The sequence below is a fragment of the Rhodococcus sp. TAF43 genome, from assembly GCF_052113525.1.
Taxonomy (GTDB): Bacteria; Actinomycetota; Actinomycetes; order Mycobacteriales; family Mycobacteriaceae; genus Prescottella.
Genome location: NZ_JBFRDL010000005.1, coordinates 125,329 through 147,682, shown reverse-complemented (window position 1 = coordinate 147,682; position 22,354 = coordinate 125,329). Strand labels below are relative to the sequence as shown.

Below are 22,354 nucleotides of genomic sequence, written 5' to 3'. Positions count from 1 at the left end.
GGTCGTCACGGACGGGTCCGTCAGATCGACAGCGTCAGGTGCGGGGACGCCTTGGCCGCCTGCTCACGCAGTCCGCGGACTGCGGCCGCGGGGTCGGCGGCGCCGTAGACGGCGGAACCGGCGACGAAGCAGTCGATGCCGGCCTCGGCCGCCTGCTCGATGGTGTCGACGTTGATGCCGCCGTCGATCTCGACGAGCAGACGCAGTTCGCCCGCGTCGACCAGTTTGCGCACGGCCCGGGCCTTGTCGAGCACGGCCGGGATGAACGACTGGCCGCCGAAGCCGGGCTCGACGCTCATCACGAGCAGGGTGTCGAAACTCTTGAGGATATCGAAGTACGGCTCGATCGGCGTGTTCGGCTTCACGCTCAGGCCCGCCTTGGCGCCGGCCGCGCGGATGTCGCGGGCGACCGCGACCGGATCGTCGGTGGCCTCGGCGTGGAAGGTGACGTTGTGGGCACCGGCCTCGGCGTACGGCGGCGCCCAGCGGCCCGGATCGTCGATCATCAGGTGGCAGTCCAGCGGAATGTCGGTGGCCTTGAGCAGGCTCTGCACGACGGGCAGGCCGAGCGTCAGGTTCGGCACGAAGTGGGCGTCCATGACGTCCACGTGCAGCCAGTCGGCGCCGGCAACAGCGTCGGCCTCCTCGGCGAGGCGTGCGAAGTCTGCGGAGAGAATGGACGGAGCGATCATCGGGGTTGCCACGGCAGCGAGTTTAGTTGTTGCCGCGTGGGGTGGGTGTGCGCGGTTCGGGTGAGGGCCGCAGGGGTTCCGGCGGTGCCGCAGGGGTTCTGCATACGGAGAACCCGTGCGACGGCGGGAGAACCCCTGCGACAAACACTCCCGTCTCGCGATCGGGCCACCGACACACCGGGAGCATCCACCCACGTCCGCGGGATCACCGCACGATCATCCGCCGCTCCCCCGCCGCGCGGGCGCCCGCCCCGGCGGCTGGGTCACGACCGGCCCCGCCGGCGGATGCACGGTCGGCATCACCCGAACCTCGTTGCGGCGCAGCGTGACCGGGGTTCCGTCGTGGTACAGGGTCAACTCGTCGCCCTCCGCCAGCCGGTACCGCGTCTCGACCCGGTCGATCTCGACGCGCAGCCGGCACCCGGCGGCCGCCACACCGAACGCGAGCCGATCGATCCCCCGTGGCAGCGCCGGCCGGAACGTCAGCCCGGCTCGCCGACGGCGGGCACCGCCGAAGCCCTGCACCAACGCGATCCAGATGCCGGCCAGCGACGCCAGGTGCAGCCCGTCGCTCGTGTTGTGTTCGAGATTGAGCAGATCGATCAGCGCGGTCTCGCCCAGGTAGGCGTACGCCAGGTCCAGGGCGCCGACGTCGGCGGCGACCACGGCCTGGCTGCACGCGGACAGCGACGAGTCCCGGACCGTGAGCCGTTCGTAGTAGGCGAAGTTGCGTGCCCGCTCCTCCGCGGTGAAGGCGTCGGGCACCCACTGCATCGCAAGCACCACGTCGGCCTGTTTGACCACCTGCTTGCGATACAGGTCGAAGTACGGATAGTGCAGCAGCAGCGGATAATGCTCCGGGGGCGTGCCGGCGAAATCCCACACCTGCCGATCGGTGAAGCCCGCCGACTGCGGGTGCACGCCGCGCCGAGCGTCGTAGGGCACGAACATGCGATCGGCCGCGGTCCGCCACCCGCCGATCTCCTCGTCCGTGACGCCGAGGTCGGGCATCCGGTCCCGGTGTCGCTCGACGATCTCGACTGCGGCGGTCAGGTTCTCGCGGGCCATGAGGTTGGTGTAGAGGTTGTTGCGGACCAGCGCGCTGTACTCGTCGGGGCCCGTCACCCCGTCGATCCGGAAGCGGCCGTCCTCGTCGAAGTAGCCCAGCGAATGCCACAGGCGCGCGCTCTCGACCAGCAGGTCCAGGCCCACCGTCAGCTCGAAGTCGGGGTTGCCGTCGGCCCGCAGATACCCGCTCACCGCGTGCGCGACGGCCGCGTTGACGTGGAAGGCGGCGGCCCCGGCCGGCCAGTACCCGCTGCATTCCTTGCCGGTGATGGTCCGCCACGGGAAGGCCGCGCCGTCGAAGCCTAGTTGCCGCGCCCGCGCCCGCGCCATCCCGAGCGTGGAGTGTCGCCAGGTCAGCGCGTCGCCCACCGCATCCGGCAGCACCGACGTGAGGACCGGCAGCACGAACATCTCGGTGTCCCAGAAGGCGTGGCCGTCGTATCCGCGTCCGGTCAGGCCCTTGGACGCGACGGCCGTCCCCTCGGCCCGCGCCGACGCCTGCAGGATGTGGAACAACGCGAACCGCACCGCCTGCTGCACCTCGGGGTCGCCGTCGACGGTGACGTCGGCGCGCGCCCAGAACGTGTCGAGGTAGGCGCGTTGCTCGGCGGCCAGTCCGTCCCAGCCGCTCTCGCGGGCCAGCGTCAACTCCCCCGCGACCTGGTCGCGCATCGCGGGAGCGGTCCGCCGGGCCGACCAGGCGTGCGCGACGTACTTGACCATGCGCAGGGCCCGGCCCGGCCTCGTGTGACCGGTCACGGTGACCCGCCCCTGGTCCGGGTAGCTCTCGGTCTCGACATGCACGTCGGGCCCCGACACCTCGTGGTCCATCGCGACCGCGATGCGCAGGCCGCTCTCGCCGGTCGTGTGCACCAACTGGACCAGCGCGTCGTGATCGAAGTGTTCCTCCGCGATCAACGGCTCCGCGAGCACCGCGGCCGCCCGGGGATCTGCCTCCGCGTGCGGCATCGGTTCGTTCGCGACCAGTTCCGATTGCAGCACCACCCGCGCCGGCCCGTCCAGCGGCTCCACCTCGTACCGGATCGCACCGAGCGTCCGCTGGGCGAACGACACCAACCGCACGGTCGACACCCGCACCGTCCGGCCGGCCGGGGACTGCCACTCGACGACCCGGCGCAACACACCGGCGCGCATGTCGAGTTCCTGCTCGTGCTTGACGACGTGTCCGCGGCGCACGTCGAACGGCTCGTCGTCGACGAGGAGCCGCACGATCTTGCCGTCGGTGATGTTGATGATCGTCTCGCCCGAGTCGGGGTATCCGTAGCCGGGTTCGGCGTACGGCATGGGTCGGACCTCGTAGACACCGGCCAGGTAGCTGCCCGGCAGCCCGTGTGGATCGCCCTCATCGAGGTTGCCCCGCCACCCGAGGTGACCGTTCGCGAGGGTGAACAGCGACTCGGTCTGCGCGAGCACGTCGAGGTCGAGGCTGGTGGCGCGCAGGCTCCACGGGTCGACGGTGAAGGCGGGATGGGTGATCATGGCGGCCGTCCTCCCACTCGCGGGCGCGGGCCGTCGGAACGCACCCGTCAGTCCACGCTAGGACACCCCCGGCGTTCACGGCGCCGGTTCACGGGACGAGCACCGCGGCTCCCCCGAACACGCCGCCCGCCAGATCCGCGAGCGCCCGGTCGGCGGCGTCGAGCGAATATCGGTGGGCGCTCACCCGGAGCCGGTGCTGCTGCGCGAACGCGAGGAACTCCCGCGCGTCCTTCCGCGTGTTCGCGGTGACACTGCGAAGCTGCCGTTCGCGGAACAGGTGCCGCTGATAGTCGAGGGGCGGAATGTCGCTCAGGTGGATGCCGGCCAGTGCGAGCGTGCCGCCGGCGTCGAGCGCCTCCAGCGCGGGCGGCACGAGGTCACCGGTCGGCGCGAACAGGATGGCCGAATCCAGCGGTTCCGGCGGCGGGTCCGCGGCGCCCTGCACCGATGCCGCACCGAGACTGAACGCCAGCTCGCGGGCCTCCTCCCCACGCGTCATCACGTGCACGCGCGCGCCGCGCGCCAGCGCGACCTGCGCGGTGAGGTGCGCACTGCCGCCGAACCCGTAGATGCCGAGCCGGCCGCCCTCGGGCAGATCGGCGCGCAGCAGCGACCGATAGCCGATGATGCCCGCGCACAGCAGCGGCGCGAGTTCCACCAGCGGATAGCCGGTGGGCAGTTCCAGCGCGAAGTCGGCCGGCACGGTGGTGTACTCGGCGTAACCGCCGTCGGCGTCCCAGCCGGTGTACGTCGAATAGGGACAGAGGTTCTCGTCTCCGCGCACGCAGTAGCGGCAGTGTCCGCACGTGCTGCGCAGCCACGGGACGCCGACGCGCTGTCCCGGTGTGAACCGTCCGGCGTGCTCGCCGAGGTCCTCGCCGACGCCCACGACCTCGCCGATCACCTCGTGCCCCGGTATGACGTTGAGGCGGTGCGGCGGCAACTCGCCTTCGACGACGTGCAGATCGGTGCGGCACACTCCGCACGCGAGCACCCGGACCAGCAGTTCGCCGCTGTTCGGTCGGGGCAGAAGTTCCCGGCCGATCTGGAGCGGGCGATCGGTGAGTGGACCCGGTCTCGTCGTCCGCCAGGCACGCATCATGGTGGTCGACGTCGTGGTTCGTGAGGTCCGCGAGTTTTCAGTCCGCATACGAGATCCGTACTTCGTGTCGTCGGCGCCGGCCGGAACCGGTGCGCGGCACCTGTGGACGATGCCGGTGTCGCTTCTTCCAGGATGCCTGGTTCGGTGGCCCGGCGACAGGGGCAACCGGAGGTACCGGTCAGTGTGGGCCCACCCGCGGGTCGGCCCTGGCAAATGGAGCCGACAACCGTCAGGATGGAGAGACCTTCGCCTCGACCGGAGGAGCCGATCCGTGGACGAGCACCCGACCGACGACGATCTAGAACTGCTCCACCGGTACTGGATGGCGGCCAACTACCTGACGGTGGCCCAGATCTACCTGCGCGACAACGTCCTGCTGCGACGCCCGCTGGTACCGCCCGACATCAAGCCGCGACTGCTCGGACACTGGGGCACGAGCCCGGGCCTGTCCCTCGTCTACGCCCACCTCAACCGGCTGATCCGGCGAACCGGCGCGAACGTGCTGTTCGTGGCCGGTCCTGGTCACGGCGGACCCGCCGTCGTCGCGAATACCTATCTCGAGGGCACGTACTCGCAGTTGTACCCGGAGGTGAGCCCCGACGAGGCCGGACTGCGCCGACTGGCCCGGCAGTTCTCGACGCCGGGCGGGATCCCGAGTCACTCCGGCGTGGAGACCCCGGGTTCGATCAACGAGGGCGGTGAACTGGGCTACTCGCTGGCGCATGCCGCGGGCGCCGCGATGGACAACCCGGACCTGATCGTGGCGTGCGTCGTCGGGGACGGTGAGGCCGAGACCGGCCCGCTGGCCGCGTCGTGGAAGGTCCCGTTCTTCCTCGACCCGACCCACGACGGCGCGGTACTGCCCGTTCTGCACCTCAACGGCTACAAGATCTCCGGCCCGACGGTCCTCGGACGACGCACCGACGACGAGGTTCTGGCTGTGCTGCGCGCGATCGGCTGGGACGCGGTGGCGGTCTCCGGTGACGACCCGATGCAGGTACACCGCGACCTCGCGGAGACGCTCGATCGCGCGCACACCGCCATCGCGCGGATCCGGGACGATGCGCGCCGGTCGGGGTTCACCGAGCGGCCGCGGTGGCCGGCGATCGTGCTGCGCACGCCGAAGGGCTGGACGGGACCGGACATCGTCGACGGCGTGCAGGTCGAGGGCACGTTCCGAGCGCACCAGGTACCGATCGCCCACGTACGCGACGACCCCACGCACCTGCAGACGCTCGAGCAGTGGATGCGCTCGTATCGGCCCGAGGAACAGTTCGACCCGCAGGGCCGCCTGGTCCCCGAACTGGCGGCGCTGGCACCGTCCGGTGACAAGCGGATGGGCGCGAACCCGCACGCGAACGGCGGGCGACTCCTGCGCCCGCTGGATCTGCCCGCACCCGACCGGTACGCCGTCGAGGTGCGCGTGCCCGGCGCCGTCCACCACGAGACGACCCGTCCGCTCGGCGAGATGCTGCGCGACATCTACTCGGCCAACCCCGACGACTTCCGGTTGTTCTGCCCGGACGAGACCAACAGCAATCGGCTCGGCGCCGTCTTCGAGGTCACCGACCGCTGCTTCGTCGGCACCCTGATTCCCGGCGACGACCATGTCGGGCACCACGGCCGGGTGATGGAGGTGCTGTCGGAACACCTGTGCCAGGGCTGGCTCGAGGGCTATCTGTTGACCGGCCGGCACGGGCTGTTCGCGACGTACGAGGCGTTCGCGATGGTGAGCGCGTCGATGACGATCCAGCACACCAAGTGGCTCGAACGCGCCCGCTCCCTCGACTGGCGGGCCCCGGTCGCGAGCCTGAACATCCTGCTCACCTCGACGTGCTGGCGCAACGACCACAACGGGTTCTCGCATCAGGGGCCGGGGCTGATCGACACGATGCTGTCGCTGTCCGGTGGTGTCACCCGCGTGTATCTGCCACCGGATGCGAACTCGCTCCTGATCGTCGCCGAGCACGTCTTCGCCACCCGCGACTGCGCGAACCTGCTGGTGGTCGACAAGCAGTCGCACCCGCAGTACCTGACGCTCGAGCAGGCCCGGGAGCACGTCGGGGCCGGGGCGTCGGTGTGGGACTGGGCCGGAACCGAGACCGGCGACGGCGCGGCACCCGACATCGTGCTGGCGTGCGTGGGTGACGTCCCCACCGAGGAGACGCTGGCCGCGGCGGCACTGCTGCGTGGGCACGTGCCGGGGCTGCGGGTCCGGGTGGTCAACGTGGTGGACCTGATGTCGATGGCGCCGCCCGACGTCCATCCGCACGGCCGTTCGCACGAGGACTTCGCACGCCTGTTCACCGAGGATGTGGACGTCGTCGTCGCGTGGCACGGCTACGCGCGGTCCTTCCACCAACTGCTGCACGGCCGGATGAACCCGGACCGGTTCCACGTGCGCGGCTACACCGAGCAGGGGTCGACCACCACGCCGTTCGACATGGTGGTGCTCAACCACATGAGCCGCTACCACCTGGCGATCGAGGCGCTGCGCCGGTGCCGACGGGAACCCGACGGCGCCGCGGATCTCACGGGCTACTGCGAGCGGATGCTCGAACGGCACCACGGATACGTCCGCGAACACCTCGAGGACATGCCGGAGGTGTGCAACTGGGTCTGGCCGGAACCGGTGTGAGGCGGGCCGGCCGGGCGGTCAGATCCCCAGCTTCATCCCCGCACCGGCGTCCACCCGCAACTGTTGGCCGGTGACGAAGCGTGACTCGTCGGACGCGAGGTACACCACCGCGTGCGAGATGTCCTCCGGTTCGACCCACGGCGTCGGCATCGCCTGCATGAACGGGAACGTCACCTTCGCGTCCTCGGCCGTCGGGTTCTCGAGATCGGGCCGGAACGTCTTGTACATCGGCGGGCTCTGCAGCATGTCGGTGTTGACGTTGGTGGGGTGGATCGCGTTGACGCGGATCGAACTGGGACCCAACGTCAGCGCCAGGGACTGCGTGTACGTCCAGATCATCTTCTTCGCCAGCCCGTAGCCGTCCCCGCCGGGACCCTGCATCGCCTGCTGGCCGTTGATCCCGATCTGCGGCACCAAACCCGCGACCGAACCGGTGGCGATGACCGACGCCCCGGCGCCCAGGTACGGCATCGCGGCGTGGACGGTATTGACGACGCCGACGAAGTCGACGTCGAACGCATCGACGAAGCCCTGCACCGGCACGTCATTGCCCAACGGGCAGATTCCCGCATTCGCGACCACGACGTCGAGCCGCCCGAGCTTCGAAACCGCTTCGGCGAGTTCACGTTCCAGAGCGATACGATCCCGGACATCAACCTTCACGGCAACGACACGGCTGCCCGCCTTCTCGACGAGCCGCGCCGTTTCCTCGAGATCGGCCTCCGTGGCCAGCGGGTACTCGTTGCTCTCGATGTCGGCACACACGTCGAACGCGATGATGTCCGCGCCCTCGTCGGCGAGGTGGACGGCGTGGCTGCGGCCCTGCCCGCGCGCGGCGCCCGTGATCAGAACGACTTTCCCGGCAACCCGATTCATCAGTCCTCCTCCGTGCCTGCCCACAGTGGGTGACGGGCCGCCACCCACTGTGGATTACAACACGTTGCAGTGTGAATCGGAACACATTCCGAGCCGCGGGCCCGGGCCGTAATCAGGACCCGGAGGCCCCGGCGTCGTCTGCAGGCCGCTGCAGCGCCGCCATGAACATCGCATCCGTTCCGTGCCGGTGCGGCCACAGCTGGACCCCGGGCCCGTCGCCCAGGCCGGGCACCCCGGGCAGCAACTCCCGCGTGTCGAGCGGGATCGCCCCGTGCCTGCGCACGGCGTCGGCGACCACGGCCACCGTCTCCGACACGTGCGGCGAGCACGTCGAGTACAGCACCACCCCGCCGGGCCGGACGAGCTCGAGCGCCGACGCCAGCAGCTCGCGCTGCAGCTTCACCAGACCCGCCACGTCCGCCGGCTGCCGCCGCCACCGCGCCTCCGGACGTCGACGCAGGGCGCCCAGCCCGGTGCACGGGGCGTCGACGAGAATCCGGTCGTAGCCGCCGTCCAGACCGGGGTCGCGACCGTCCGCGACGTGCACGTCGACGGGCAGCTCGCGGGTGGTCTTGCGGATCAGGTCGGCACGATGCTCGACGGGCTCCACCGCGTCGAGGCGTCCGCCCTCGATCCCCGCCAACGCACCGAGCAGCGCGGCCTTGCCGCCCGGGCCGGCGCACAGGTCGAGCCAGCGTCCACTGTCGGGCCCGTCGATCGGCGCGAGCGTGAGCGCGCGGGCCACCAGCTGGCTGCCCTCGTCCTGCACGCCCGCCAGACCCTCGCGGACCGCGTCGAGCAGACCGGGATCACCACCGTCCAGGTGGACCGCGTACGGCGAGTACGCTCCCACCTCGCCGCCGGTGATCAGAGCCAGCTCCTCCGCCGAGATCTCACCGGGCCGGGCGACCAGGTGGACCGCCGGACGGGCGTCGTCGGCAGCGAGGACGGCCTCGAGCTCGCCCGCATCGGCGCCGAGGGCGTCGGCGAACGCCTGCGCGATCCACGTCGGGTGGGCGTACCGGAAGGCGAGGTGTCCCACCGGGTCCACGGCGGCGTCCGGGGCCAGTTCGGCCACCCACTGGTCCTCGGTCTTCTCCGACACCCGGCGCAGGACGGCGTTCACGAAACCCGCCTTGCCCGAACCGGCCTCGGCACGAACGAGATCCACCGACGTCGCGACCGCGGCGTGCGATGCGATGCGGGTGCGCAGCAACTGGTAGGCGCCGAGTTGCAGGACGTCGAGCAACGGGCCGTCGATCTCCTCGATCGGGCGGCCCGCGCACTTCGCGATCACGGCGTCCAGCAGACCGCGGGCGCGGGCGGCGCCGTACGCCAACTCGGTCGCCAGGGCCGCGTCGCGGCCGTCGAGCCGTCGTTCCCGGAGCAGCCCCGGCAGAACGAGATTCGCATAGGCGTCGCGTTCGCGCACCGCGCGCAACACGTCCCGGGCCGCGCGCCGCGACTGGTCGACCGACGCCTGCGCCGGATCCGGGCGCTTCGCCTGCCGCGGCCGGTTGTTGTCACCGCTCCGGCCGCCCTGACCACCGCTGCCGCCGCGGCCCCCGGTTCGGCGGCCGCCCTGGCCGCCGCCCTGGCCGCCGCCCTGTCCGCCGCCGGACCTGTTGGGTCGCCTCGACTCGCTCACTGTGCCCGAACCTCTCCGTCGAGACGCGCACCGCGCGCCCAGTCGACCGCTGCCATCTGCTTCTTGCCCTGCGGCTGGACCTGATCGAGCCGGACCGCCGTCGTGGAGGTGCCCACGTAGAAGCCGTCCTTGCGGACCTCGATCTGCCCGGGCCGCAACGTCTCCTGCGCCAGCGTCACGGGTCCGACCTTCACCCGCAGATCCCCGATCATCGTCCACGCCCCGGGAGCGGGAGTCACCGAACGCACGTGCCGGTGGACGGCGAGAGCCGGCTGGTCCCAGCGGATCCGGGCGGACTCGACCGACACCTTCGGCGCATGGGACACACCGTCCGGCGGCTGCGGGACCGCGTGCACGGTGCCGTCCTCGACACCGTCGAGCACCGATTCGAGAAGCAGCGCGCCGCTCTCGGCGAGGCGCCCGAGCAGGGCCCCCGCCGTGTCGGTCGTGCGGATCGCCTCGGTCACCACTCCGTACACGGGTCCGGTGTCCATACCCTCGTCGAGATCGAAGACCGTCGCGCCCGTCATCTCGTCGCCGGCGTTGATCGCGGCCTGCACGGGAGCGGCACCCCGCCACGCGGGCAGCAGCGAGAAGTGCAGGTTCATCCAGCCGTGCCGCGGAACGTCGAGCACCGGGCGCGGCAGCAGGTTGCCGTACGCGACCACCGGGCACGCGTCGGGCTCGAGTTCCCGCAATCGCGCCAGGAACTCCGGGTCCGACGCCGACGCGGGCGTGAGCACCTCGATGCCGTGCTGGTCGGCGAGCTGCCCGATGGGCGAACGGACCAGCTTCCGCCCGCGACCGGCGACGGCGTCGGGCCGGGTCACGACGGCGACCACCTCGTGACGTTCGGAGTCGATCAGCCGCTGCAGCGACGGCACGGCCGGTTCGGGCGTCCCCGCGAAGACGATGCGCATCAGCTCCGGGCCTCCAGGTGGTCGGAGCGGGTGGGCGAGGTGTTCACGAGGGCGGCTCCCGGAGCATCGAATCCCGGCGGTGCCGGAAGAAGGTTCACTCCGGGATTCTACGGACCCGAAGGAGCAGCTCAGCCACCGGTCAGCGCCGCCTCCACCCGTTCGGTGTCGGCGTCGGACCAGCCGTCGGGCTGCAGGATCCGGGCCCACATGCCGGCGGCCTCCGGACCGTACGAGTGCCCGTGGCCTGCCGGGACGTCCGCGGAGAAGATCATGTCGAGCGTCACCTGCCAGAAGGTGACCAGCGGCAGCCAGGACATGTTGGGATCGACGTCGCGTCCACGCGGTTCACGCAACCAGTCCGGCTCGTTGAACAGCAGCGACGGCGACCACCACACGATCGGGTCGCTCGCGTGCTGCCAGTACACGACCCGCCGCGGACCCCACTCGGCGTCGAGGTCCAGGTCGCCGGGCTCGGACGCGAACCGGACCGACCTCCCGTCCTCGACGATCGGAAGGATCTCCGGGGATCCCGGGTCGCGGTCCGCGGTCACCTCCCGCCACTGCGGCGTGAAGTTCGGCGTCCCCACCCACAGGGCACCGTCCACCCGGGTCGCCATGTCCTGATAGCCCGCGAACGCGTTCTGGCCGCCGTACGAACCGAGACTCTCCCCGAACACGACAAGCTTGGGCCGGGTCTCGACGGGCAGGTCGATCCAGCGCGCGAACACGGCGTTGAACAGGGCCCGACCGGCCACCTGTGGGGTCTCCCGGTCGGCGATGAAGGCCAACGGGCTCGGCAGGAAGGAATACTGCATCGACGCGATCGCCGTGTCGCCGGCTTCGATGTACTCCAGCGACGATGCGACGTTCTGGTTCACCCAGCCCCGGCCGGTCGTGGTGTTGACCGCGAGCACTCTTCGTTCCCACGCCTTGGTGCGATCGAGTTCGGCGACGACGAGATCGGCGACGCCGGCGACGGAGTCGGCCGATTCACGGCCGGCATAGACCCGGATCGGCTCCTTCGCGGGCCGCCCCGTCACCTCGGTGATCCGGTCCGCGCCGGGGCCGCGGCCCACGAAGGTGCGGCCCTCCTGCCCCAGGGTGTCCCACGCCTGGGCGGACGCCGGCGATCCGCTCCGCTCGGGCACTGTCGGTTCCTCGACCCCCTCCGCAGTCGCGGTGTCGGCGCCCGAGAAGCTCCAGTTGGCGAACGCGATCAGGCCCTTGTAGAGCGCACCGTTGACGACCAGGACGGCGATCACGACGGCCACCAGCAGGCCCGCCACGTTCGCCGCGGGCCGGGGCACCAGCCGTCGGGCCAGGTCGGTGAGTTTGCGCGTCCCCTTCCGGATACCGCGCCCTGCCTCGAGGAGCACGAACCACACCGCGACTGCGATGAGGAACACGAGCAGGATGTTCCCCTGGTTGGTGTGTTCCAGGCCGACGAGATCGCGAACGTAGTTCTGCCACACCGCCCCGAGCACGAGGAACACCGGAACGAGGATCACCGCGGCGACTCCGAGAATCCACCACCCGATCCGGCGCGTCCGCGCCGACCACGCCGGCTCGACGCCGCACGAGCGCACGATCCACGCCGCGAAGCAGCCGACGCCGTACCCGAGCGCGACCGAGATGCCGGTGGCCAGCCCTTGGAGATACCAGGCGCGCGGGAGCAGCGACGGGCTCATCGACCAGGTGAAGAACACGAGAGCGACGGCCAGGCCCACCGGATTCGAGCGACGCACACAGCCGCGCAGTTGGGTCCAGAACCGTCGGGTCGCCGGCTGTACAGGATCGGCGACGCCTTCGGGGGCTCGCTCGGGGGCGGTTGTCATGCGCGGAACGATATGCGCGACGATGCAACGAGCGCTGGACCGGCCATCCCGCGGCGTGTACACCGGAACTACGGGTCATCCCTGTTGCGCCCCTGGAGGCAGACATGTCCGGCATCGCAAGCAAGTTCGACAAGGCATTCGAGTCCCGGCCCGTCGACGACCTGGCCGATGCGCCGGTCACCGCCCTACGCGGCTTGAGCGAGTCCGATGCCGAGCACCTACGGGCGGCCTTCGGGATCAGCACTGTCCGGGATCTCGGCACCAACAAGTTCTTCCGCTGGGCCCAGGCGATCGCCGAACTCGCCGAATAGCACGAGCACCCCGGTTTCGACGCAGGTAGACGTCACCGCACATACCGGAACATCGACCCAGGCGTCCCATACCACGGGTTCGCCCCAAATTTCGTGCGCCACGCCGATTCTCGCGAATCATATTTTTGCGATTACAGCGCGAAAGCGAACTTGCTCGAGGTAACTTTCGACTCGACCCCACTGCCCCAGCACCCCGGCAGGACAGGGCATCTCACGGGCCACCCCAGCAAACCGGCGGCTTTGCATTCTCGGACCAGCGCCTCGATCAGTCCAGCGTCGGACCGATCGGCGAGACTGGAACCAGATCTCTAATAGGCACGAAAAACATTGTGCGACAAGATGATCTGATCCTTCACCAGCACCTGATCGGGTCGGCGGCGGTCTTGGATCACCACGCGCCGGCCGATTCGCCGCAGCCCGAGCACCCACGACTTCTCCGTAAGGGGTACCGCCATGCTATTGAGGGATACGAAGCCCGACCACACTGACACGATCGGAATGGAACTACTCGAAGGCGCTGCGTCCGCGACCCGAAAGGGGTTCGCGTTCGATGTGGCGATCATCGGACTGGGGTATGTCGGGCTTCCGACTTCACTGGCGTTCCACGCCGCCGGTTGCAGGGTACTCGGCATCGACATCAGCGAGAATCGGCTCGACATCGTCCGCCGACAACGCGCCGATCTCGTCGACGCGGACCGTCGTCGACTCGCGGACGCGCTGGAGGACCCGGGATACGCGACGACCGGCGAGATCGCGCGCCTTTCCGACGCCGCCACGGTGATCGTGTGTGTCCCGACCCCGGTCGACGAGCACCTCACCCCCGAGCTCGGCATCCTTCGCAGGGCATGCAAGTCCGTCGTCGAGCATGCCGTACCCGGCCAGGTCCTCATCCTCACCTCCACGACGTACGTGGGCAGCACACGCGATCTGCTCGCCACCGAGTTGAGCGCGAAGGGGTTGAGGGTCGGAACCGACGTGTTCGTCGCCTTCAGCCCGGAGCGGATCGACCCCGGAAACGAACGGTTCCCCCACGAGGAGGTTCCGCGCGTCGTCGGGGGCACAACGGCATCGTGCACCGAGGCCGCGACCGCGGTACTGCACCGCTGTACGAAGAATGTCCACGGCGTCGAATCGACCGACGCCGCCGAGATGACAAAGCTCGTGGAGAACACTTTCCGAGCCGTCAACATTGCGCTCGCGAACGAGTTCGCAGAGATCTGCCGATCGCTGCGTCTCGACGTGATGGACGTGATCAATGCCGCCGCGACCAAGCCCTACGGATTCATGCCCTTCTTCCCCGGGCCGGGAGTCGGTGGGCACTGCATCCCCTGCGACCCGCACTACCTGCTGTGGCAGTTGCGCAAGAAGCGGCTGAGCACGCCACTGATCGAACAGGCCATGACCGGCATCGCGGCCCGGCCTCACCAGGTCGCCGAACGCGCCCGGCAGACGCTCTCCGAGCAGGGCTGCGGGATCGTCGGTGCCCGAGTCCTCGTCGTCGGAGTCGCCTACAAGCCCAATGTCGAGGATCTGAGGGAATCGCCTGCACTGGAGATCATCGCCGCCCTCCTCGAGATGGGCGCCGCGGTGGCGTACCACGATCCGAACTTCCCCATCCTGACTCTGTCCGACGGCACGGTGCTCACCGATGTAGCGGACCCGGGACGGTTCGAGGCCGATCTCGTGATCGTGCACACCGCACACGACGTCGTCGATCTCGACTGGCTGGCCACGGCGCCGGCGGTCCTCGACACCACCTATCGACTGGATCGCCTCCCGCGCCGCGTCGCCCTGTAGCGAACGAGCCCGAAACCCCGGCGAACGAAAGGGATTGCGCACGATGAGAACCACAGTGACCGGAGGGGCAGGCTTCATCGGCAGTCACCTGGTCGAATACCTACTGCGGCAGGGCGACGAGGTCGTGGTGCTCGACGACCTCTCGACCGGCAGACTTGCCAACCTCGAATCCGTATCGGGCGCCGACGGATTCCGCTTCATCGAAGGCTCGATCCTCGACCGCGACGCCGTCGACAGCGCGATCGGCGGCGCGGACCGGGTGTTCCATCTCGCGGCGGCCGTCGGCGTCCGGTTGATCGTCGACCGTCCGCTGGAGAGTTTGCGCACGAACATCCACGGCACCGAGACCGTCCTCGACGCGTGCCTCGACGCAGGATCGGTCCTGCTGCTCGCGTCGACCAGTGAGATCTACGGGAAGAACACCGCCGATGCACTGTCCGAGGATGCCGATCGCATCCTGGGCTCACCGCTCACCGCCCGATGGACGTACGCAGCGGCGAAGGGAATCGACGAGGCGTTCGCACACGCGTACTGGCGCGAGTTCGGACTACGAGTGGCGACAGTTCGATTGTTCAACACGGTCGGCCCGCGCCAAACCGGCCGATACGGGATGGTGGTCCCGACACTGGTCGGACAAGCCCTGCGAGGCGACCCACTCACGGTCTTCGGGGATGGCCGTCAGACGCGATGCTTCTCGTTCGTCGAGGACGTCGTACCGGCGATCGTCGCGATTGCCGGCGAGCCCGCAGCATACGGCCGAGCCTTCAACCTCGGTGGAGCGCAGGAGATCTCGATCATCGAGCTGGCCGAGCGGGTGGTCGAGGTACTCGGCTCCGACAGCTCGATTTCCCTGGTGCCGTACGAGCAGGCGTACGCAGCGGGATACGAGGACATGCGGCGCAGGGTTCCGGACAACCGGGCCGCCCGCGAGCTGGTGGGCTTCGAGCCTGTCACCGCCGTGGACGAGATCATCGCCCGCGTCGCCGCTGCACTGCCGGACACGGGCACGGCCGGACGAGCGGTGGGCGCGCGCCGATGACCCCCCGAATCACTCTGCGGGATCGTCCACGGACGTGCATGACCGTCGCACTGGCCGCGACGGCCGCGCTCTCGCAACTCCATGCGGACGCGCGGGTGGTCGATCTACCCCAGTTACCGCTGGTGATCGGGGCGATTCCGTACTGGGACCGAAGCGCCGCGCTGACCTCGATGCGCACGTACGCCCGCTACATCGACGTCGCCTCTCCCTGGTCGTACTCGGTGTCCGCGGACGGCACGCCGACGGTGGCCGAGGGTACGAGGCCGGACGCCGATTCCGAGCTTGGCACGCATTCGGGCGACAGCAGTATTCGGACGATTCCCACGATCACGAACACGACCGACGGTCGATGGGACCGCGAGACCATAGCGAAGGTCCTGCTCGATCCGGCATTGCGCCGCGCCCATGTCGAGGCACTCACCGGCCTCGTCGAAGAGTACGGCTTCGACGGCGTCCAGATCGACTACGAGAACCTGTCGGCCGCCGATCGTGACAGCTTCTCCACCTTCGTCCGCGAATTGGGCGACGCGCTGCACCGGATCGACCGGGTGCTCTACGTCGCAGTTCACGCCAAGCCGAACGATACGGGCTACGGACCGCACAACGAGGCCCAGGACTACGCCGCGATCGCCGCGGGCGCCGACAGAGTGATCGTGATGGCGTACGACCGGCACTGGGCGACGAGCACAGCGGGGCCCATCGCCCCGTACGACTGGGTCGAGGAGGTGATCCGCTATGCCGTCACCAGGATTCCGCGGGAGAAGCTCGTTCTCGGAGTCGGGCTCTACGGCTACGACTGGGTCGGCTCGGCGGCAACACCGCTCACGTGGGCCGAGGTGATGTCGGTCGCGGAGGTGCACCGGTCGCCGATGCATTGGGACGAGACCAGCCTGTCCACCCACTTCACCTATGTCGTGGACGGGATCACCCACGAGGTGTGGTTCGAGAACGCTCGCAGTGTCGAGGCCAAATCCGCACTCGCGCAGCGTCACGATCTCGCCGGCATCGCGTTGTGGCGTCTCGGCGGGGAGGACCCGTCGATCTGGCGGCTCGGCCCGTGACCACATGCCGGGCACCGTCCGGGAGCCCGGATGCTTCGGACCGCGGTTCGATGCCGGAGCACCCGGCGACATCTCGTCATACGACCGGCCCCGCCGGCGCGTTCCCTCTGGCTTCGAAGGATCAGCAATGTGCGGAATTATCGCTTGCCGGACCAATGGTCCCGCCCTCGACTACCTACTACCGGCACTGAAGCGGCTCGAATACCGCGGCTACGACTCGGTGGGTGTCGCCGTCCGCACCGACGACGGCGATATCGCCCGCCTACGGACGATCGGGCGTATCGGCGCTCTCGAGCAGCAAGTGACGCGATGGAACGGACCCGAGCTCGACGGACTCGGGATCGGGCACACGCGCTGGGCCACCCACGGCGGCGTCGACGAGGCCAACGCGCACCCACACCTGGACTGCACCGGTCGAATCGCAGTGGTGCACAACGGGATCATCACCAATGCCGAGGAGCTGGAGCGGGAACTCCGCGCGACCGGACATCAGTTCGCATCCCAAGTGGACAGCGAGGTGGTGACCCACCTCATCGAGGACTGTCTCACGGTCTCGGGCGACCTGTTGACAGCCGTCCAGCAGACGGTGGACCGGCTCTCCGGTTCGTGGGCGCTCGCGGTCCTCGAGCAGGGCACCGGCCGCCTCGTCGCCGCCGCGAACCGATCGCCCCTGCTGGTCGCTCGCGCCAGAGGTTGTGCCTTCGCCACGAGCGACTCGGCCGCGATCGCGGACTGGGTCGACGAGTTCCGCACTCTCGACGACGGGGACGTCGTCGAACTCGGTGACGTCTTCACCTGGAGCCACCACGGACTGCGGTGCTCACCGCCGCCGCTCAGGCGGCAGGCGTGGGACCGCACGGACATCAGTCTCGGCCGGCACACCGACTTCATGAGCAAGGAGATCGCCGAGCAGCCGGAGGTCGCCGCGCGCCTGCTCGCACAGATCGGCGGCGGCGTCGCCGACGGATCGCTGTGGTCCGGGCTCGGCCTCCCCCACTTCGACCGACTGCGCGTCGTCGCGTGCGGCACCTCGCTGCACGCCGGCCAGGTGATCGGCAACTGCGTGCGCGGGGCCGGCGCGATACCGTTCACCGCAACGGTCGCCAGCGAAATGCTGCGAGAGCACTCGGACCCGAACACGCTCACGCTCGCGATCAGCCAGTCCGGCGAAACCGCTGACGTCCTGCGCGCGCTGGACCTCCACGCCCCCGGCGACGGACCGCTGCTCGCGTTGACCAATTCCACACATTCGACGCTCGCCCGTCGCGCAGACGCGGTCCTGTCCTGTTCCGCCGGTCCCGAGATCGGCGTGGCGGCCACGAAGACTTTCGTATGCCAGGTCATATCGGGAGTCGCGCTCATGATGTCCGCAATGGTGGCGACCGAACGACTCGCTCCGGACATCGCCTCTCGATTGATGCGGTCTCTCAACGGCATCCCCGCGCGACTTGCGGCCGCGACCGAGGCGGCGCAGCAGCTGATCCCGCCGATCGTGGACGAACTGACCACATCGACCGGATTCGTTTTCCTCGGGCGCGGAGCCGGTGTGCCCTACGCCGCCGAGGGCGCGCTGAAGCTCAAGGAACTCACCTACCGCTGGGCGGAACACCATCCGGCCGGCGAACTCAAGCACGGGCCGCTGGCCGTGATCGAGTCGGGGACCCCGGTCGTCGTCGTCGACCACGGTGACCCGCGCATCGCCGCGAACATCGCCGAGGTCCGGGCGCGCGGCGGGCGAATCATCACCATCGGCATCGAGGGAAGCACGGTTCCGGTGCTGCACCCTGGACCGGCACCGTGCGGTCCGCTCGAATCAGTCGTTCCGATGCAGGTGCTGGCGCGCGAGCTCGCCCTCGCGCTCGGCCGGGACGTCGACAAGCCCCGCAATCTCGCCAAGTCAGTGACCGTCGAATGATCCGCCGAACCGAAAGGCACAGTATGAACAGTCACAACTGGATATGCCCGGCCCGTCCCGGATCCCGGCATCCACGACCTCAACGACCTCCCGCCCGGCGCCGCCGCATGCTGGGGCTGGTCAGCGCCCTGGCCCTCCTCCTCGCCCCGACCCTGATCTCGGTCGGCGCCGGCGCGCCCGCCGGCGCCGCCGGAGCACCCACAGTGGTGAGCCTGACGTTCGACGACGGCAATGCGAATGCGACCGTGGCCGCCCAGACACTGCAGGCCAACGGACTGCGCGGGACGTTCTTCGTCCCGTCGGGCTACATCGATCAGCCGGGCTACATGACGCAGGCCGATCTCCACGGGATCGAAGCCGGAGGCCACGAGATCGGCGGTCATTCCGTCACGCACCCGGACCTCGCCTCGATGTCACGGGACGAGGCAACAAGACAGATCTGCAACGACCGCGTGAACCTCACCGGCTGGGGTTTCGACGTCACCTCGTTCGCGTACCCGTTTGCGTCGGCGTCCGCCGAGACCGAGGCAATCGCGCGGCAGTGCGGATACAACAGTGCACGCGGGCTCGGGGATATCGAGACTCGATTCGGATGCCAGGGATGCGACCGCGCCGAAGCTATTCCGCCCCAGAACCCGTTCTACACGCAGGCGCCGGACCAGGTGGACAGCACCTGGACCCTCGCGGACCTGCAGAATGTCGTCACCAACGCGGAGAACAACGGCGGCGGGTGGATCCAGTTGACCTTCCACCATGTATGCGCCGGCAACTGCGATCCGGGCGGCCTGTCGGTCTCACCGGAACTACTCGATCAGTTCGCTGGTTGGCTCGCTGCACGGTCGACCGCCAACACGACGGTCAAGACCGTGCGTGAGGTGATCGGCGGCGCGGTCGCACCGACTGCACCCGGTCCCGTCGTGCCTGCCGCCGCCCCGGGCGTCAACGGAGCACCGAACCCCGGCCTCGAGACGGTCGGCGCCAACGGACTGCCCACCTGCTGGATGGCGGGCGGCTACGGCGTCAATTCACCGACGTTCGCCACGGTCCCCGAAGCACACGGCGGCAGCATTGCCGAGCGCTTGTCGATGACCGGCTACGTGGACGGCGATGCCAAACTGTTGCCCGCACTCGATCTCGGTGAATGCTCACCGGGAGCCGTTCCCGGCCACACCTATGCGCTGTCGGCCTGGTACAAGTCCACCGCCCCGACGCAGTTCGCGGTGTACTACCGGACCGCGGTCGGCACGTGGGCGTACTGGACGTCGAGCCCCTGGTTCGAGACCGCGGCCGAGTATACCGAGGCCACGTGGACCACGCCGGCGGTTCCTGCCGGCGCGACCGGAATCAGCTTCGGGCTCAACCTGTTCGGTGACGGCCAGCTGCAGACCGACGACTACTCGCTCACCGACACCGCGGTGCAGCCGTCCACGGGATCCTGGACGCTCGGCGGTGGCTCGGGCGCCGCAGCACCGGGCGATGTCGCGGCACCGGAACGCGGGATCAGGACGAGCCCCGACACCGACCGGATCGATCGGCGCGGGCCGATCGAGCCCCGGCTCCACTACGTACCGGGGCCGGATGAACTGAAGCCCGGTCAGACCTTCCTGCCGGACACAGGTCCGCTCGGGGACTAGTCCCGGCGTCCACCAACCACCGCCGACCGGCCCGAGGGTCGAATCTCGGACCGGTCGGCCCCTGGCGGGGACCGGCTGTCAGCACGACGAGGGAAATCCGAGCAGAAGGAGAACCACATGGCCCCCCACACCGTCACCAGGTTGCTGGGAGTGGTAGCGGTCGCAGGTGCGGCCGCCGTGACGGGTTGCGCGGCTGACGCGGCCCATGCCGACGATGCCGCCGAATACCCGTGGCACACCGACATCGTCGCGACGACGTTCTGGGTCGGCGAGATCTTCGACCCCACGGCCGAGGACGGCAGCCAGGTGATGTCGGCGTACGACGCGAACTGGCTCGAGAGCTACGGCGGGTGCGACGGCGTCTCGGCGGACGGGGACTGCCGGACGGAGCCCCGCACCGCCGACAACGGGTACTTCCCCAGCAACATGACGCCGCGGGAGAACCCCTTCTATCTCGATCTGCCATTCGACGACGTCAACGACGAGACCGCCTTCGCGCAGCGCGGTGAGGTGATTCCCTGGGCCGACACCTCGCCCTACAGCGAGCACGTCTCGGATCCGTCGTTCAGCCTGATGAAGAACCGCTGGGTCCGCCTGAGCAGTGGCGACAAGACGTGTTACGGCCAGATTCAGGATGCCGGTCCGGCGAACTACCACGATGCCGACTATGTGTTCGGCTCGGACGATCGCAGACCCGCCGACAACGAGTTCGACGGTGCGGGACTCGACGTCTCCCCGGCGCTGAACGGCTGCCTGGGATTCCGCGAACTCGACGGTCAGGACGACCGCGTCGACTGGCAGTTCGTCGACGAGGACGACGTCCCTCCGGGCCCCTGGCGCACGATCATCACCACCAGCGGGGTCCAGCAGTGACCGGTTCCATCCTCCACGATCCGCTCGTCCTTCAGCGCAAGGGGTTTCGATGTCGACACTCGTCTTGATCATGCTGCTCGCGTTCGGGATCAACACTCTCTTCTGGACGTCTGTCGGGGTGGGACGGGCGCTGACGTTCCGGTGGACCCGCCGGCGCGGAAGACGGGCCGTCGACCGGCCCGGGCCGCCGCCGCTGACTCCCGACGACGTCGCGGTTCTGGTCGCGGCCCACAACGAAGAGCTGGTGATAGCCGAGACGATCGACTCCGCAGGCTCGCTGGTCCCCGTAGCCAACGTCTTCGTCATCTCCGACGGATCGTCCGATCGCACTGCCGACATCGGCCGTGCGGCGGGAGCCCAGGTCCTCGAGCTGAACCCGAACCGGGGCAAGGCCGGAGCGCTCGCCGCTGGAATCGAACACTTCGGCCTGTGCGAACGATTCGAGGTGGTGATGCTCCTCGACGCGGACACCCACCTGGCGCCGGACTACCTCACCACCGGACTCGCCCAGCTCGCAGAGCCTGGAGTGGTCGCCGTCGCGGGCCGGGCCACCACGATCGCCACGCCGCACCCGCCGAACTGGCTGGGTCGATTCCTGGTGGCATACCGCGAGCGGGTGTACATCGCGGTGCAGTACCTGCTCAAGTACGGTCAGGCCGCACGCTGGGCCGATGCCGTGACAATCGTGCCCGGCTTCGCCAGCATGTACCGCACGTCGGCACTGGAACACATCGATGTGAGCGCTCCCGGACTAGTCATCGAGGACTTCAACATGACCTTCGAGGTCCACGCAAAGCGTCTGGGCCGCATCGCCTTCCATCCCCGCGCCGCAATTGCCTACACGCAGGATCCCGACAGTTTCCGCGACTACGTCAAGCAGATCCGGCGCTGGACCCTCGGGTTCTGGCAGGCGCTGCGTCGCCATCGGCTCCACGCCGGCCGATTCTGGGTGGCACTGGCGGCATACGTCGCCGAATTGGTCACCAGCAGCATCCTGTTCGTGCTCCTCGTACCACTACTGGCTCTCTCGGTCACCGCACAAGTCGTCGGGAACCTCGGGATCGGAACCTGGCAACTGGCGCAGGTGCTGCAACCCCAGACGCTACTCCTCGGCGTACTGGTTCCCGACTTCGTGCTGACTGTGTTTGCCGCCGTAATCAGCCGCCGTCCCCACTACCTGCTGTACGCCCTCGCCTTCCCTCTCATGCGTGTCGTCGATGCCGCGGTCTGCTTGAGGACACTGCCGCTTGCGTGGGGCAGTCGAGACTCCGGGGTGTGGCGTAGTCCCGCAAGGCGTTCACGATCTGAGCCACCCGCCGACGACGTAGCGGCGACCACGACGACACAGACCACACCACCGCGACTGCACGTGGTCGGAGACCACCAACACGAGCAGCAGTTCCGAGGCGAGATCGCCTGACGACCTCCGGCACTGCGAGCACAGC

At 69.1% G+C, this 22,354-nt stretch carries 16 protein-coding genes; 9 read left to right on the top strand and 7 right to left on the bottom strand.

Going from position 1 to position 22,354, the window contains the following annotated elements:
• Window positions 1-20: 20 nt before the first annotated feature.
• The 3 genes from rpe to AB4Z09_RS05735 form a co-directional block, all read right to left on the bottom strand.
• Complete coding sequence (gene rpe, locus AB4Z09_RS05745; RefSeq protein ID WP_174909970.1) at window positions 21-704, bottom strand: ribulose-phosphate 3-epimerase; 684 nt, start codon at window positions 702-704, stop codon at window positions 21-23.
• Window positions 705-908: 204 nt separating this feature from the next.
• On the bottom strand, window positions 909-3,260 hold the full coding sequence (locus AB4Z09_RS05740) for a glycoside hydrolase family 65 protein (protein ID WP_442239331.1): 2,352 nt from the start codon (window positions 3,258-3,260) through the stop codon (window positions 909-911).
• Between the two features lie 88 nt (window positions 3,261-3,348).
• Window positions 3,349-4,359, bottom strand: coding sequence for a zinc-binding alcohol dehydrogenase family protein (locus AB4Z09_RS05735; protein ID WP_114722754.1), 1,011 nt, complete (start codon window positions 4,357-4,359; stop codon window positions 3,349-3,351).
• Window positions 4,360-4,633: 274 nt separating this feature from the next.
• Here AB4Z09_RS05735 and AB4Z09_RS05730 point away from each other — a divergent pair, with 274 nt between their 5' ends.
• Entirely contained in the window at window positions 4,634-7,000 is a 2,367-nt protein-coding gene (locus tag AB4Z09_RS05730) for a phosphoketolase family protein (RefSeq protein WP_174909966.1), read from the top strand.
• Window positions 7,001-7,018: 18 nt separating this feature from the next.
• Here AB4Z09_RS05730 and AB4Z09_RS05725 read toward each other — a convergent pair whose 3' ends face one another.
• From AB4Z09_RS05725 to AB4Z09_RS05710, 4 genes are all read right to left on the bottom strand, one after another.
• On the bottom strand, window positions 7,019-7,876 hold the full coding sequence (locus AB4Z09_RS05725; RefSeq protein WP_442239330.1) for a mycofactocin-coupled SDR family oxidoreductase: 858 nt from the start codon (window positions 7,874-7,876) through the stop codon (window positions 7,019-7,021).
• Between the two features lie 112 nt (window positions 7,877-7,988).
• Entirely contained in the window at window positions 7,989-9,524 is a 1,536-nt protein-coding gene (locus tag AB4Z09_RS05720) for an RsmB/NOP family class I SAM-dependent RNA methyltransferase (RefSeq protein WP_302675484.1), read from the bottom strand.
• Window positions 9,521-10,444: a methionyl-tRNA formyltransferase gene (gene fmt, locus AB4Z09_RS05715; RefSeq protein WP_114722696.1), complete on the bottom strand. Its 924-nt coding sequence runs from the start codon at window positions 10,442-10,444 to the stop codon at window positions 9,521-9,523. The genes AB4Z09_RS05720 and fmt overlap by 4 nt, the downstream gene beginning before the upstream one ends.
• Before the next feature lie 128 nt (window positions 10,445-10,572).
• Window positions 10,573-12,279 carry an alpha/beta hydrolase gene (locus tag AB4Z09_RS05710; RefSeq protein WP_174909962.1) on the bottom strand — a complete coding sequence of 569 codons (1,707 nt, stop codon included), beginning with the start codon at window positions 12,277-12,279 and terminating at the stop codon, window positions 10,573-10,575.
• Between the two features lie 104 nt (window positions 12,280-12,383).
• Here AB4Z09_RS05710 and AB4Z09_RS05705 point away from each other — a divergent pair, with 104 nt between their 5' ends.
• The 8 genes from AB4Z09_RS05705 to AB4Z09_RS05670 all read left to right on the top strand — a co-directional run bounded on the left by AB4Z09_RS05705 (window position 12,384) and on the right by AB4Z09_RS05670 (window position 22,329).
• Window positions 12,384-12,590, top strand: a complete 207-nt coding sequence (locus AB4Z09_RS05705) for a hypothetical protein (RefSeq protein ID WP_114722695.1) — start codon at window positions 12,384-12,386, stop codon at window positions 12,588-12,590.
• A 498-nt stretch (window positions 12,591-13,088) separates the two neighbouring features.
• Window positions 13,089-14,387: a nucleotide sugar dehydrogenase gene (locus AB4Z09_RS05700; RefSeq protein ID WP_174909960.1), complete on the top strand. Its 1,299-nt coding sequence runs from the start codon at window positions 13,089-13,091 to the stop codon at window positions 14,385-14,387.
• 43 nt (window positions 14,388-14,430) lie between these two features.
• Complete coding sequence (locus AB4Z09_RS05695; protein ID WP_174909958.1) at window positions 14,431-15,426, top strand: dTDP-glucose 4,6-dehydratase; 996 nt, start codon at window positions 14,431-14,433, stop codon at window positions 15,424-15,426.
• A gap of 38 nt (window positions 15,427-15,464) precedes the next feature.
• Entirely contained in the window at window positions 15,465-16,487 is a 1,023-nt protein-coding gene (locus tag AB4Z09_RS05690) for a glycosyl hydrolase family 18 protein (protein ID WP_174909956.1), read from the top strand.
• A gap of 127 nt (window positions 16,488-16,614) precedes the next feature.
• On the top strand, window positions 16,615-18,402 hold the full coding sequence (glmS, locus tag AB4Z09_RS05685; protein WP_174909954.1) for a glutamine--fructose-6-phosphate transaminase (isomerizing): 1,788 nt from the start codon (window positions 16,615-16,617) through the stop codon (window positions 18,400-18,402).
• Window positions 18,403-18,509: 107 nt separating this feature from the next.
• Entirely contained in the window at window positions 18,510-20,036 is a 1,527-nt protein-coding gene (locus AB4Z09_RS05680; RefSeq protein WP_217487199.1) for a polysaccharide deacetylase family protein, read from the top strand.
• A 117-nt stretch (window positions 20,037-20,153) separates the two neighbouring features.
• Complete coding sequence (locus AB4Z09_RS05675; RefSeq protein WP_217487198.1) at window positions 20,154-20,909, top strand: hypothetical protein; 756 nt, start codon at window positions 20,154-20,156, stop codon at window positions 20,907-20,909.
• 49 nt (window positions 20,910-20,958) lie between these two features.
• Window positions 20,959-22,329: a glycosyltransferase family 2 protein gene (locus AB4Z09_RS05670; protein WP_174909950.1), complete on the top strand. Its 1,371-nt coding sequence runs from the start codon at window positions 20,959-20,961 to the stop codon at window positions 22,327-22,329.
• Window positions 22,330-22,354: the final 25 nt, after the last annotated feature.

What these genes read in the sequence shown, in the direction of transcription:
- AB4Z09_RS05690 (WP_174909956.1), top strand. Translation starts at nt 15,465, where the DNA reads ATGACCGTCGCACTGGCCGCGACGGCCGCGCTCTCGCAACTCCATGCG.
- AB4Z09_RS05705 (WP_114722695.1), top strand. Translation starts at nt 12,384, where the DNA reads ATGTCCGGCATCGCAAGCAAGTTCGACAAGGCATTCGAGTCCCGGCCC.
- AB4Z09_RS05740 (WP_442239331.1), bottom strand. Translation starts at nt 3,260, where the DNA reads ATGATCACCCATCCCGCCTTCACCGTCGACCCGTGGAGCCTGCGCGCC.
- AB4Z09_RS05700 (WP_174909960.1), top strand. Translation starts at nt 13,089, where the DNA reads ATGGAACTACTCGAAGGCGCTGCGTCCGCGACCCGAAAGGGGTTCGCG.
- AB4Z09_RS05675 (WP_217487198.1), top strand. Translation starts at nt 20,154, where the DNA reads ATGGCCCCCCACACCGTCACCAGGTTGCTGGGAGTGGTAGCGGTCGCA.
- AB4Z09_RS05735 (WP_114722754.1), bottom strand. Translation starts at nt 4,359, where the DNA reads ATGCGTGCCTGGCGGACGACGAGACCGGGTCCACTCACCGATCGCCCG.
- AB4Z09_RS05670 (WP_174909950.1), top strand. Translation starts at nt 20,959, where the DNA reads ATGTCGACACTCGTCTTGATCATGCTGCTCGCGTTCGGGATCAACACT.
- fmt (WP_114722696.1), bottom strand. Translation starts at nt 10,444, where the DNA reads ATGCGCATCGTCTTCGCGGGGACGCCCGAACCGGCCGTGCCGTCGCTG.
- glmS (WP_174909954.1), top strand. Translation starts at nt 16,615, where the DNA reads ATGTGCGGAATTATCGCTTGCCGGACCAATGGTCCCGCCCTCGACTAC.
- AB4Z09_RS05725 (WP_442239330.1), bottom strand. Translation starts at nt 7,876, where the DNA reads ATGAATCGGGTTGCCGGGAAAGTCGTTCTGATCACGGGCGCCGCGCGC.
- AB4Z09_RS05710 (WP_174909962.1), bottom strand. Translation starts at nt 12,279, where the DNA reads ATGACAACCGCCCCCGAGCGAGCCCCCGAAGGCGTCGCCGATCCTGTA.
- AB4Z09_RS05680 (WP_217487199.1), top strand. Translation starts at nt 18,510, where the DNA reads ATGCTGGGGCTGGTCAGCGCCCTGGCCCTCCTCCTCGCCCCGACCCTG.
- AB4Z09_RS05695 (WP_174909958.1), top strand. Translation starts at nt 14,431, where the DNA reads ATGAGAACCACAGTGACCGGAGGGGCAGGCTTCATCGGCAGTCACCTG.